12 protein-coding genes, 4 tRNA genes and 1 other annotated feature are annotated in these 13,158 nt (G+C 44.1%); of the genes, 5 read left to right on the forward strand and 11 right to left on the reverse strand.

Translation table 11 applies throughout. The annotated features are described in order from the left end of the window. Window positions 1-710 precede the first annotated feature (710 nt). From AC3CH4_RS09435 to uvrY, 7 genes are all read right to left on the reverse strand, one after another. Window positions 711-786, reverse strand: a tRNA-Gly gene (locus AC3CH4_RS09435). 36 nt (window positions 787-822) lie between these two features. Next, window positions 823-909 (reverse strand) — tRNA-Leu (locus AC3CH4_RS09440). An 80-nt stretch (window positions 910-989) separates the two neighbouring features. Continuing rightward, a tRNA-Gly gene (locus AC3CH4_RS09445) sits at window positions 990-1,065 on the reverse strand. A 47-nt stretch (window positions 1,066-1,112) separates the two neighbouring features. After that, window positions 1,113-1,186 (reverse strand) — tRNA-Cys (locus AC3CH4_RS09450). Between the two features lie 266 nt (window positions 1,187-1,452). Further along, complete coding sequence (pgsA, locus tag AC3CH4_RS09455; RefSeq protein WP_017078221.1) at window positions 1,453-2,010, reverse strand: CDP-diacylglycerol--glycerol-3-phosphate 3-phosphatidyltransferase; 558 nt, start codon at window positions 2,008-2,010, stop codon at window positions 1,453-1,455. A 46-nt stretch (window positions 2,011-2,056) separates the two neighbouring features. Further along, a complete protein-coding gene (gene uvrC, locus AC3CH4_RS09460; RefSeq protein WP_488542883.1) occupies window positions 2,057-3,889 on the reverse strand; it encodes an excinuclease ABC subunit UvrC in 1,833 nt (610 codons plus the stop codon). A gap of 15 nt (window positions 3,890-3,904) precedes the next feature. Beyond that, window positions 3,905-4,549, reverse strand: coding sequence for a UvrY/SirA/GacA family response regulator transcription factor (gene uvrY, locus AC3CH4_RS09465; protein WP_004729778.1), 645 nt, complete (start codon window positions 4,547-4,549; stop codon window positions 3,905-3,907). A gap of 426 nt (window positions 4,550-4,975) precedes the next feature. Between uvrY and AC3CH4_RS09470 the strand changes: the two genes are divergently transcribed. Beyond that, window positions 4,976-7,339 carry a DNA polymerase II gene (locus tag AC3CH4_RS09470; RefSeq protein WP_488526484.1) on the forward strand — a complete coding sequence of 788 codons (2,364 nt, stop codon included), beginning with the start codon at window positions 4,976-4,978 and terminating at the stop codon, window positions 7,337-7,339. A 160-nt stretch (window positions 7,340-7,499) separates the two neighbouring features. Here AC3CH4_RS09470 and AC3CH4_RS09475 read toward each other — a convergent pair whose 3' ends face one another. Beyond that, the gene (locus AC3CH4_RS09475) at window positions 7,500-8,267 is read right to left on the reverse strand and encodes a nucleotidyltransferase family protein (protein ID WP_054547342.1); all 768 of its coding nucleotides are present in this window, start codon (window positions 8,265-8,267) and stop codon (window positions 7,500-7,502) included. A gap of 137 nt (window positions 8,268-8,404) precedes the next feature. Between AC3CH4_RS09475 and efpL the strand changes: the two genes are divergently transcribed. The 3 genes from efpL (at window position 8,405) to AC3CH4_RS09490 (ending at window position 9,895) form a co-directional block, all read left to right on the forward strand. Then, window positions 8,405-8,974 (forward strand): elongation factor P-like protein EfpL, encoded by a 570-nt coding sequence (gene efpL, locus AC3CH4_RS09480; RefSeq protein ID WP_004729781.1) that lies wholly within the window; start codon window positions 8,405-8,407, stop codon window positions 8,972-8,974. Window positions 8,975-8,984: 10 nt separating this feature from the next. Next, entirely contained in the window at window positions 8,985-9,314 is a 330-nt protein-coding gene (locus AC3CH4_RS09485) for an HI1450 family dsDNA-mimic protein (RefSeq protein WP_004729782.1), read from the forward strand. 89 nt (window positions 9,315-9,403) lie between these two features. Continuing rightward, window positions 9,404-9,895, forward strand: a complete 492-nt coding sequence (locus tag AC3CH4_RS09490) for an RNA methyltransferase (protein WP_004729783.1) — start codon at window positions 9,404-9,406, stop codon at window positions 9,893-9,895. Between the two features lie 211 nt (window positions 9,896-10,106). On the opposite strand, the gene rluB is transcribed toward AC3CH4_RS09490, so the two are convergent. From rluB to rnm, 3 genes are all read right to left on the reverse strand, one after another. Next, window positions 10,107-11,135, reverse strand: coding sequence for a 23S rRNA pseudouridine(2605) synthase RluB (rluB, locus tag AC3CH4_RS09495; RefSeq protein ID WP_171309108.1), 1,029 nt, complete (start codon window positions 11,133-11,135; stop codon window positions 10,107-10,109). Between the two features lie 159 nt (window positions 11,136-11,294). After that, window positions 11,295-11,915, reverse strand: coding sequence for an L-threonylcarbamoyladenylate synthase (locus tag AC3CH4_RS09500; RefSeq protein ID WP_017076369.1), 621 nt, complete (start codon window positions 11,913-11,915; stop codon window positions 11,295-11,297). 55 nt (window positions 11,916-11,970) lie between these two features. Then, a complete protein-coding gene (rnm, locus tag AC3CH4_RS09505) occupies window positions 11,971-12,840 on the reverse strand; it encodes an RNase RNM (RefSeq protein WP_054547341.1) in 870 nt (289 codons plus the stop codon). 120 nt (window positions 12,841-12,960) lie between these two features. Here rnm and trpL2 point away from each other — a divergent pair, with 120 nt between their 5' ends. Continuing rightward, window positions 12,961-13,086 (forward strand): tryptophan operon leader peptide, encoded by a 126-nt coding sequence (gene trpL2 / locus AC3CH4_RS09510; protein ID WP_009848753.1) that lies wholly within the window; start codon window positions 12,961-12,963, stop codon window positions 13,084-13,086. Then, window positions 13,033-13,147, forward strand: a sequence feature (Trp leader region). (Overlaps the previous gene by 54 nt.) The last annotated feature ends 11 nt before the right edge of the window (window positions 13,148-13,158 follow it).

A 13,158-nucleotide genomic window follows, 5' to 3' on the forward strand; every position in this document is an offset into this window, starting at 1 on the left:
CAAAAATTAGTTAGCGCGAGCTCAAGGTTCAGTAATGCTACTGTTTTGAAGAATTGGACATTTTTGCAGTATCGGACAGCTATGAAGAACTGGCCCTTTTGGAAATGCAGAGCTGATTAGCAATGTTGTTATTAGTGTATTCAATGTTGGGTTTCCCATTAGCATGGCGAATTGCGCCATAAGTATCCCGTCTATCAGCTAAAGGATTAGCCGATACCTACCCTACGTAATGTCCCAATCAGCAAGAATGGTCACTACGCGTATCCCCCAGAAGCTATCGCTGTTCTTTTTGAACATTGATCATTCCGAGATTGCGCGGGAAAGTAACATAAAGTGAAATGAACGATCAATAGTTTTTAATAATAGCTGGATAAATAGGAGCGGTGACTGACAAATTGCTGCAAATATCGTCAACTTAATCTTTAGGTAAGGCGCCCCCGGTTCGCTCGTTCCTCACGCCCGAGGATGACGACGCGGGTATACAAACGTTGCTAGTGAGGCTTTGAGATCTCAGCACCCTTTCGTCATTCCCTAGCACGAAGAGCGAGTTCATAGGGAGTCTCGCTTTTAAAACGAAGTTAAAGGTATGAGAATTTGAGTATTCTATCGACCGTCTAACCACGGGAGTAAAACAGGAAAAATGTGGGGTAATAAAATGTTGCACGGCAGAAACCAAAAAGCCCGAACATTTCTGTTCGGGCTTTTTAATTTGGAGCGATACATCGGGTTCGAACCGATGACCTCAACCTTGGCAAGGTTGCGCTCTACCAACTGAGCTAGTATCGCATTTGCTACATCCGTTAAGACGTAGACTTTAATAGATGGTGCCCCGGGCCGGACTTGAACCGGCACAGCGCGAACGCCGAGGGATTTTAAATCCCTTGTGTCTACCAATTCCACCACCAGGGCACGCAATTCTTTATTGCGATGCCGATTACTGAAAAGTAAAACACCATCTTAATGCTGACGCCAATCAACATTACAAATTTTGGAGCGATACATCGGGTTCGAACCGATGACCTCAACCTTGGCAAGGTTGCGCTCTACCAACTGAGCTAGTATCGCATTTTCATTACTCTTACCTCTTCTCATTAACTAAGAAAAAGAGATAATGGAGGCGCCTCCCGGAGTCGAACCGAGGTCCACGGATTTGCAATCCGCTGCATAGCCACTCTGCCAAGGCGCCTTAGTAACTCCAATCGAATCGCTTATTGCCATCCTCTTGGGTACGGGATGCATTCTACGGATTCAGAAGATTGAGTCAATATTATTTTTGTATTTTTAATTCGTTTGAATAGATTTCATACGAAACAGGCTAAATAGCTGACTTTGTGTGCAAAGGACTTTGTGGACAGGCCATTCAAAGGCGATCTATATCACATTAGATATCCACTATTGATAACTTAACCTTAGGTTAAAGATCAAAAAAGCGAGCCTCAGCTCGCTTCTTCATCAATGATGTTTTTCGTCTAACAAATCGTCTTTGGCAGCCATCAAGTATTGCGCCATTGACCAGTAAGTCAGAACAGTTGCGACATAGAGCGCAATGTAACCTACCCACACCATCCAGTCGTCGTATCGCCAGATCAGTACCCAAAGAGCGAACATCTGAGAAACGGTTTTGACTTTACCAACCCAAGATACCGCAACGCTTGCACGTTTACCGATTTCAGCCATCCATTCACGAAGCGCCGAAATGATAATCTCACGAGCAATCATGGTCACCGCTGGAATCGTTATCCAAATCGAATGGTAATGCTCAGTCATCAAGATGAGAGCCGTAGCAACCAGCACTTTATCCGCTACAGGGTCAATAAAGGCACCGAAGCGAGACGTTTGCCCGAGTTTACGAGCCAGCATGCCATCTAGCCAGTCAGTAAAACCCGCTACCCAAAACACCATTGCAGCAGCAAAAGGAGCCCATTGATAAGGTAGGTAAAAGACAACAACGAATACTGGGATCAAAAATAGTCTCAGTAAGGACAAAATGTTAGGTATATTCAAACGCATATTATTAGGCTCTTATTAATTGCGCTTTAATGGTGCGGGATTTTTACTATTGTTTCAATGCTTGATAAATGTTTTCTGCCAAAGAATGACTAATGCCCGGCACTTTGGCTATTTCTTCGACAGTTGCACGCTTAAGTTCTTGTAAGCCACCCATATATTTCAGCAAAGATTGACGGCGCTTAGGCCCTACCCCTTCAATTCCTTCAAGTGCACTGGTTCTACGCGTTTTACCACGTTTTGCTCTATGCCCTGCAATCGCATGATTATGGCTTTCATCACGTATATGTTGGATAAGGTGCAGTGCTGGCGCATCACTTGGTAAATTAAACTCTTCACCTTCAAGGGTCACCAAGGTTTCCAAACCCGGTTTACGTGTTACCCCTTTCGCAATACCCATCATTCTTGGTCGAAACGGCCAATCATCCCAATATTTGGAAATGATCTCATGGGCACGATTCAACTGACCTTTACCGCCATCGATAAAAATGATGTCTGGGATCTTGTCGACATCGAGTTGTTTTGAATAGCGTCTTTCAAGCGCCTGAGCCATTGCAGCGTAGTCATCACCACCTATAATACCTGTGATGTTGTAACGACGGTATTCCGGTTTAACTGGCCCTTCTTGATTGAAGACCACGCAAGATGCAATCGTACTTTCACCCATGGTGTGACTGATATCGAAACATTCCATGCGTTTGATAACGTCCATCGACAGCACTTCTTGAAGTTCCTTAAATCGCTGATTGATCGTCATCTTGTGATTAATCTTAGTGGTAATGGCTGTTAATGCATTGGTGTTAGACAGTTTAAGGTAGCGACCACGAGTTCCAGAAGGATTAGTATTGAAGTGAATCTTACGGCCCGCAACTTCACACAAGGCTTCTTGAATCGGTGTGACATCGTCCATCAAATCAGCATTAAGGATGAGACGAGTTGGTATGGTTCTCGCTTCATTATGTGCAAGATAGTATTGGCTTAAAAAGCTCGAAAAGACTTCCTCTCGCACCGTATTGTTTGGAATTTTCGGGAAATGGCTTCTACTGCCTAAAACCTTTCCTTGGCGAATCATCAAGATGTGAATACAAGCAACGCCATTTTCTTGAGCAAAACCTAACACGTCCATATCTTCCATTGAGTCGTCAGATACATACTGTTGCTCTTGCACGCGTCGAATCGCTTGGATCTGGTCACGGAAAGCAGCAGCTTGCTCAAAGCGAAGCTCTTGGCTTGCCTTGTCCATTTTATCGATGAGTGTCTCAAGAACTAGCTTGTCTTTCCCCTGCAGGAATAAACGAACGTAGTCGATAAGTTCACTGTACTCTTCATCAGAGATGATTGAGCTGACACATGGCGCAGCACAACGACCAATCTGATACATCAAACACGGGCGCGTTCTGTTGGCATAAACCGTATCTTCACACTGACGAGCAGGAAAGATTTTCTGTATTAGGTGCAACGTCTCACGCACAGCGCCGGAATCAGGATAAGGACCAAAGTACTCTCCCTTTTTCTTCTTAGCACCACGATGCATCGACAAACGAGGATGTTTGTGACCGCTAATAAAAATATAGGGATACGACTTATCATCGCGCAGAAGTACGTTGTATTTCGGTAAGTACTGCTTGATGTAGTTGTGCTCAAGGATAAGAGCTTCTGTTTCTGTATGCGTTACAGTAACATCGATTTTGTCGATATTGCTGACTAAAGCGCGCGTTTTTTCACTGTCGACTTTTTTACGGAAATAACTGGAAAGGCGTTTTTTGAGGTTCTTTGCTTTACCGACGTAGATAACAACAGCCTCGGCGTTATACATACGATAAACGCCGGGCTGTTCTGTTACTGTCTTGAGAAATGACACTGAGTCAAACAAGTTGGTCACTATACGATCTCAGTGTTAAAGGGTCTCAGTGTCTAACATTCCATGTCTAATCGCTAAATGCGTCAGCTCTACATCGCCACTGATATCCAATTTGCTGAACAAACGGTAGCGGTAACTGTTGACTGTTTTAGGACTTAGATTGAGTTGTTCTGAAATATCCGTCACTTTCTGACCTTTGGTAATCATCATCATGATTTGAAGTTCACGCTCAGATAAGTCTGCGAATGGATTTTCAGACGCAGGCGAGAATTGGCTCAAAGCCATCTGCTGCGCAATTTCTGGTGAAATGTATCGTTGGCCACTATTAACCACTCGAATTGCATTTACCATTTCATCCGGACCTGCCCCTTTAGTAAGGTAACCAGCAGCTCCAGCTTGCATCACTTTAGTTGGAAACGGATTTTCCGTATGAACAGTTAAAACGATGATTTTAACATCAGGGTTGAAACGCAAGATTTTCTTGGTTGCTTCTAAGCCACCAATACCAGGCATATTCATATCCATCAAAATAACGTCAGTATTATTAGTACGACACCATTTTGCAGCATCTTCACCGCTTTCAGCTTCCCCTGCTACGTTCATTCCACGGACGTCTTCAATAATACGTCGTATCCCTGTGCGAACCAGCTCGTGATCATCTACAAGGAAAACATTTATCAAACTTGTATCTCCACACTATTAATTGGCTCTGCAACCACTGTGTCATTTCATCTGTTTGAAACAATTGAACAAAGGAACAGTGGATCGCAGCATTGAGTACATCTTAACTTAATTACTAAAAAAAAGCTCTGTTGAATATGTGCTGAAACACGAACTTTAGCAAGTACTTATTAACAAATAAGCTAACTAAAACAACAAGCTTTTTCTAAAAATCAACCAGTTAAAACAACACCCAATAAAATTACACAAGATAAAGATATTTTCAATACCATTGAATAGCCATTCGCGACAATTTCACTTATTTGCTTATTGAGTCCCGTTATTTGCCTCTGTTAACTAGAATTTAGTTAGTATTTTGGTTGCCTATTGTGCGCAGAGAGCCGCTAGATGGTAGTATTCGATTCCCAATTTCAATAGGTTACTACATTGGATATTCAGCAAGGCTTTGTACTCACAAGACAAGCGAGAGACTTTTCAGGGCGTACCCAAATTGACTTGTGGTTAAGCTCCCCTCAAGGCCCAACTCTGTTGACGATTCAAAATGAAAAACCTGTATTTTTCGTCGCTCAATCTGACGTTGAAGAATGTCAGGCAATCGCAGCGAAAGAGTCGATCGATTGCCAATTCAAGTCTCTAGAACTAGCCACATTCGATCAAACTCCTCTCGCCGCATGTTACACCTCACTTTCGAGAAGTAGCTTTGGCTTAGCACAAGCCTTTCACAGCGAAGAGATTCAGACCTTTGAAAGCGATATTCGACTCGCCGATCGATATCTGATGGAACGCTTTATCAAAGGCAGCATTGAGTTCACTGGGACTGCCGTGCAAAAAAGTCAGCATCTTAGAGTCTCCAATGCAAAATGCAGAGCGGGCGAATACTTACCCAGTTTATCTGTGGTTTCGCTTGATATTGAATGCTCAGAAAAAGGTGTGCTTTATTCCATTGGCTTAGACAGCCCGATGGACAGCCGAGTCATCATGGTCGGCGAACCACAAGAGGCTGACACAAACATCCAATGGGTCCCTAATGAGAAAGCTCTACTAGAGGCGATGATTAGATGGTTTTCTGAATTTGACCCCGACATCATCATCGGATGGAATGTCATTGATTTCGATTTTAGGCTGCTGCACAAACGTTCAGAATGGAACGAAGTGAAGCTCAATATTGGTAGAGACAATCAACCAAGTTTCTTCCGTAGTTCTGCACAAAACCAGCAAGGCTTTATCACTATTCCAGGCCGCGTTGTGTTGGATGGCATCGACATGCTCAAGACAGCGACCTACCACTTCCGCTCTTGGTCTCTTGAATCGGTATCTCAGGAGCTACTCGGCGAAGGTAAGGACATCCATAACGTTCACGACCGCATGGATGAGATAAACCGGATGTTTAAGTTCGATAAGCCTTCGCTCGCCAAGTACAACCTGCAAGACTGCGTGCTAGTAAACCGCATCTTCGAGCACACTCACCTACTCGACTTCGCGATTGAGCGCTCTCGATTAACCGGTGTCGAACTGGATCGTGTTGGTGGCTCTGTTGCGGCCTTTACTAATTTATACATGCCTCAAATACACCGAGCAGGTTACGTCGCGCCTAATTTAGAGCCCGAGAACTGGATTGCCAGCCCCGGCGGCTACGTGATGGATTCCATTCCTAATCTATACGACTCGGTTTTGGTACTCGATTTTAAGAGCCTTTACCCATCGATCATTCGTTCTTTCTTGATTGATCCAATGGGGCTGATAGAAGGACTAAAGTTAGAGTTAGGCTCTGAAGAAGACCAAGCGGTGGCTGGGTTTCGTGGCGGTCAGTTCCATCGCTCTAAACACTTTCTACCAGAGATGATCGAAAACCTGTGGGCAGCACGTGACGTTGCAAAGAAGAACAACGAAAAAGCATTCTCTCAAGCGATTAAGATCATCATGAACTCCTTCTATGGTGTGCTTGGCTCTTCTGGCTGTCGCTTCTTCGATACCCGTTTGGCCTCATCGATCACTATGCGTGGGCATGAGATCATGAAGCAAACCAAGGTTCTAATCGAGGATAAAGGTTATCAAGTAATTTACGGAGATACCGATTCAACCTTCGTATCGCTAAACGGCAGTTATGATCAGAAAAAAGCAGATGAGATCGGAAACACATTAGTCGCTTACATCAACGACTGGTGGACGAATCACTTAAAAGAAACCTACAACCTAACCTCAATACTTGAATTGGAATACGAAACTCACTATCGCAAGTTTCTAATGCCAACTATTAGAGGTTCAGAAACCGGCTCGAAGAAACGCTATGCAGGCTTGATCAATCAAGGCGACCAAGAGAAGATCATCTTTAAAGGGCTTGAAAGTGCGCGAACCGATTGGACACCTCTCGCGCAGCAATTCCAACAAACCCTGTATGAGATGGTGTTTCACGACCAAGATCCAACGGACTATGTCAGACAGTTTGTCGATGAAACCGCTGCCGGTAAACACGATGATTTACTGGTGTACCAAAAGCGTTTGCGCCGCAAACTACACGAGTATCAAAAAAACATTCCGCCACAGGTTCGCGCAGCTCGTATGGCCGATGAGATAAATGCCAAACTTGGTCGCCCGCTTCAATACCAAAACAAAGGGCGTATTGAATATTTGATTACGCTGAGTGGCCCTGAGCCAAAGGAGTATTTGAAGAGTGGCATCGATTATCAGCATTACATCGACAAACAAATCAAACCGGTCGCAGAAGCTATCTTGCCCTTCATCGGTTTAGATTTTGAACGAGTCAGCGGGCAGCAGCTAGGCCTGTTCTAGACCTATTCTATTTTCGAAACGGCCTTCAAACTCGAGATGTGTATTAAAACTCGAAATAGGCATTAAAAATCGAGATAAGCTTAAAATGAAAAAGCAGAGACGTGCTCTTCAGCTTGCTCTGCTTTTCATATCAATGGATAGCTTGATAGCTTACGAACCCCTACCCGATTCGAAACTCAGTTTTCTGATACTGCTTAACCAGCCACTCACCAAAGCCATCAAGAATCCCTATCACCGAACGTTTAGGAATCGGTCTACCAGAAAGTAAAATGCCTAACCTTTGGATTTCGACTTCTTTCTCTGGATGATATTTCAAGAACTGTTGACCACACTCTATTGGGTCATCGAACCAATATTTGTCACGATACATCACCAAAGAATAACTCGCTCGCAGTAGCTTTTTAGCAATAATCACCTGTGCTGCAACTTGTTGTTCTGGCGTTGTTGCTCGGGCAATCTTATTACGATAAACCGCTAACCAGTTTTCCGCATCCATATTCCAATGCTTAGCAATTTCCCAACTCGTTTCGAAATCACCATAGCAGTCCGATAGATCTTCACCATGCACACACACAGCTAAATGCTTGAGCATAAAGCCCCAAGTAAATATGTTGTCGAAATCAACGATCTCGCTCACCAAGGTGGTTTTGATTGCCACTTGAGTGACCTGAGGGAAGCTCTTTTGGAAGCGCCACTTGATGGTATTCAGCAGCGTAGTTCGTTGATCTGGGAAATGACGATGAGTAACCACGACCACATCTAGATTCGAGCGACCGACAACGGCTTGCTTACGTGCCACACTGCCATAAACATAGACACTGTGTAGATTGGATCCTAACCCACCTTTTAAAAAGGTAATCAGATCGTTAACCACAGGTTGGAATTCAGGTTGAAATGGCTGTGTTGGGTCAATAACAGGTAGCTGCATAGGTCGTTTCGGTAAATAAAATAATGATTTAACTGTCTCTCTATGATCGCTTAGGTGACTTTATGATTCAAGCTATTCCTATTTATAGCGTCTACGAGATATAATCACCGGATAGACCCAATAAGGACAAACACAAAATGCCTAGAGCAAGTGAGATTAAAAAAGGTTTTGCGATCAACGTTGATGGCAAAACAGTACTAGTAAAAGATATCGAAGTGACAACACCAGGTGGCCGTGGCGGTCAAAAGATTTACCGCTTCCGTGGTCACGATGTAGCAACTGGCGTTAAAACAGAAGTTCGCCACAAGGCTGACGAAATCGTTGAAACTATCGACGTAACTAAGCGTGCAGTGATGTTCTCTTACGTTGACGGCAACGAGTACATCTTCATGGATAACGAAGATTACTCACAGTTCATCTTCAACGGTGAAATGATCGAAGACGAACTGCTGTTCATCAACGAAGAAACTCAAGGCATGTACGCGATTCTTATCGACGGTACTGCAGCAACGCTTGAGCTACCAACTTCAGTTGAGCTAGTGATCGAAGAAACAGACCCTTCAATCAAAGGTGCATCTGCTTCAGCTCGTACTAAGCCAGCTCGTCTGTCTACAGGCCTTACTGTTCAAGTTCCTGAGTACATTGCAACTGGCGACAAAGTTGTTGTGAACACAGCTGAACGTAAATACATGAACCGCGCAAGCTAAGATATTTATTATGACCGAAGCTAACGACCTAATGTCTTACGACGACGCAATTGACACTGCATACGACATCTTTCTAGAGATGGCTCCTGATAACCTTGAACCAGCAGACGTGATCCTATTCACTGCTCAGTTTGAAGATCGTGGCGCTGCAGAGCTCGTTGAAACTGGTGACGATTGGGTTGAACATGTTGGCTTTGAAGTCGACAAAGAGATCTACGCTGAAGTACGCATTGGTCTTGTAAATGAAGCTGATGATGTCTTAGATGACGTATTCGCTCGTCTGCTGATCAGCCGTGACCCTGAACACAAGTTCTGTCACATCTTGTGGAAACGCGACTAGGCTCTTCTTAAATCAGCTCAGAGTACTGAGCTGATTTTCTTATGATTTCATAGCCTCATCACTTTACCAAACTGCAACTCTACAAAATTATGACCAAAGCAAAGACAGATACACTATCCAAAGGCTATGCCTGTGTTGGATTAGTAAACCCCAAAACACCTGAAAATGTTGGCTCAGTAATGCGAGCAGCTGGTTGCTACGGAGCAAACTCTGTATTTTATACGGGCACCCGTTATGACCACGCTCGACAGTTTCATACCGACACCAAAGAAAAGCACCTTGAGCTACCATTAATTGGTGTTGAAGACCTGAAAGACATTATTCCAGTTGGCTGCGTACCAATCGCGGTTGATTTGATAGAAGGCGCTAAGCCTCTGCCTGATTATAAACACCCACCTCGTGCTTTTTATATCTTCGGCCCTGAAGATGGGACTCTGAAAAAAGAGATCACGGACTTCTGTCGTGAAACCATCTACGTTCCGACCAATGGCTGCATGAACCTTGCTGCCGCGGTCAATGTTATTTTGTATGACCGCATGGCGAAGGGTGATAATTTTTCTAATCATTTGAAAGTGACCTAATACCAATCGTAGTCCATAGCTAGTCACCCTAGCTAGTGAAGCACTTCTACCTAGTTAATCGTTTCTACTTGGTAAGCACTTCCACATGATTTGAACTGCGCCATATTCAAGACGAAAAAAAACCTGCTAAGTTAGCAGGTTTTTTAGTATTCGAAACGTTGGATTAAGCTTTAAGCTTTAAGCTTAAGAACTGTAGCAACTACTGGTGTAATTACTTACGTGATCTTGGCTTAGCCGGTTTAGCCGGGCGTCCGTTGTTCAATTTAGGCTTTTTGGTAGCCTGAGGTTTGCCATTGTTCGCTGGAGCACTACGACCTGAATCAGGTGTTGTAGTTCCGCGAGTAGCAGGCTTCTTACGTTTAGTCTGGTTGCTGCGGCCTTTAGGAGCATTTGCACGCTCTTCGTGACGCTTAACAGCACGACGAATTTTCTGGCTACGAGAACGCTCACGCTTACGAGAAGTGTTTGCAGGATCAAGATCCAACAGTGTCTCTTTTTCTGGCTGAAGTTCAACAAGCTCACGCAAGTAGTTTACTTCTTGAAGATCTAGCTCTTTCCAACCGCCACGAGGCAGTTTCTTATCAAGGTAGATATCACCGTAACGTACACGTTTCAGACGGCTTACTGTTGTTTCTTGTGATTCCCAAAGACGACGAACCTCACGGTTACGACCTTCGTTAATCGCTACGTAGAAAGTATGGTTCATACCTTCACCGCCAGCGTAAACCACGTCTTCGAAACGAGCCATACCATCTTCAAGTTGAACGCCACGAGTCACGTTCTTAACTTTTTGCTCAGTCACTTCACCAAACACACGTACTAGGTACTCACGCTCAACCTGGCGGCTTGGGTGCATTAGGCGGTTTGCAAGTTCACCATCAGTAGTGAAAAGCAAAAGACCCGATGTGTTTGCATCAAGACGGCCAACTGAAATCCAACGAGAACCACGGATCTTAGGTAGACGATCGAAAACAGTACGGCGACCTTCAGGATCGTGACGAGTACAAAGCTCACCTTCAGGTTTGTAGTAAGCAAGTACACGACAAACCACTTCTTCAGAGGCTTTGCCTGTAATTGTGTGGCCATCGATACGGATCACTGAGTTCTCGTCTTCAAGACGCTCACCCAATTTCGCAACTTGACCGTTAACACTTACACGACCAGATTTGATTAAACCTTCTAGTTCACGACGAGAACCGTGACCAGCTCGCGCTAAAACCTTCTGTAATTTTTCGCTCATTTACTCTTTTCTACCTAATTGTCGTCTTCACAGACGTCGAATGAATTTTTCGCGACCAAATCGCGGTCGCGTATTATCGCAAATAACCTGCCAAAAAGCACTTGTTATTTACTCTGGCAGGTTTGCTGTTTCGTTACAGACTGTTAATCAGTAACGCTATTATTCAAACGGCGCTGGATCGCCGGCACCACGACGTAAAACAACGGCATCATCGTCACTGAAGTCAATAACCGTAGTCGGTTGCTCACCTAAGTAGCCGCCATTCAAAATGACATCAACCGCATGCTCTAGGCTGTCACGAATTTCTTCAGGATCCGATTCAGTTGTCTCGTTACCCGGAAGAATCAGAGACGTCGACATCAATGGCTCACCCATTGCTTCTAGAAGGTCTAGGGCAATTTTGTTGTCCGGTACACGAATACCGATCGTTTTACGCTTAGCGTTCATCAAACGCTTCGGCACTTCTTTGGTTGCTTTGAAGATAAACGTGTAGGCACCGGGCGTGTGCGCCTTAAGTAAACGGAAAGCAACGTTATCAACTCGTGCATACAGTGACAACTCAGAAAGATCACGGCATAACAAGGTGAAATTGTGCTTATCATCGATTCGACGAATTTTACAGATGCGTTCAAGTGCTTGTTTATTTTCAAGCTGACAGCCCAGCGCATAACCGGAATCTGTTGGATAAACCACCACACCACCACTACGAATAATCGCAACAGCTTGAGTAATTAAGCGCGCTTGTGGGTTATCTGGGTGTACATAAAAAAACTGGCTCATTGTTGATCCTCGTTATCGAATCTCTCGACTCTATCATCAGAAGGAGCTGGTTCACCTAAATACTGTCATCAGTATCAGTTGGTGAAACCGTTTGAAACTCCCAATCTTTCCATACTTCTTCGACCCCAGAAGGTAGCCAGAGATTACGTCCAAGTTCCATCCACGGAGATGGATAATGGAAGTCACTGCCTTGGGAGGCTAATAGTTTGTATTGTATAGCATAATCCGCAAGTGTGCGTCTTTCTTGTTGTGCTTGCTGAGGTTGAGCCACTTCCATAGCGTCACCATTTGCTTCAACAAATGCAGCGAGCAGACGTTTAACCCACTTGGCTGTAAGTCCATATCGCGCAGGGTGAGCCAATACCGCTTGACCACCAGCCGCATGAATAGCCGTTACAGCATCACTCATTGAGCACCATGTTGGCGGCACATAACCTGGATTGTTGCGCGTAAGAAACTTTTTAAACACCTGCTGCATGGTTTTCGCGTAGCCGTTGTCGACTAACCACTTCGCAAAGTGCGCTCGAGTAATTGGTGCATCACCAGCAATCAACTTAACTTCTTCCAAAACGCCTTCACGGGTCGCTTTCTCGAGTCGTTGAGCAATCATCTCAGCACGCCCAATACGATGAAGCTTTTGTTGTTCTATTAACGCTTTCAATTCTGGTGATTCAGGATCGACGTTTAACCCAACAATATGGATATCTTTGTTTTGCCAAACGGTTGAGATCTCGATGCCGTTAATCAACTGAATAGGAAGATTGTTATCAGCAATATAGCTGCGAGCTTCAGCAAGCCCATCAGTCGTATCATGATCTGTAATCGCTAACGCTTCGATGTTAAAGCCTAACGCTCGGTCAATCAGTTCAGGTGGAGTAAGTCGGCCATCTGAGGCTGTTGTATGACTATGTAGATCAATTCTCATATATTCTTTTTCATTGTTTTCAATTTTTATCGTTATATTTGTGTCAACGCACTTGACCTGCAAGCGCAAAACTAGTTAACTAGTACACAAATACGAAGTATCACATTTGATAGGTTCACTATGTTACAAGAATTTAACCAAAACCATAAAGATAAAGTTTTAGAACTTTCTTCAGTAGAAGCAAGTTCAGAGCTTAATTGGTGGCGCACTTGGACAAGTTCTTGGTGGGCCAACGTGTACTTCTAATTAAACAGTTTGTTTATAAAAAAGTTATCACTAAGCCCGCTTTCATAGCGGGCTTTTTAATTTGTCGAACAT

The sequence above is a fragment of the Vibrio sp. QJM3NY_26 genome (assembly GCF_057786005.1).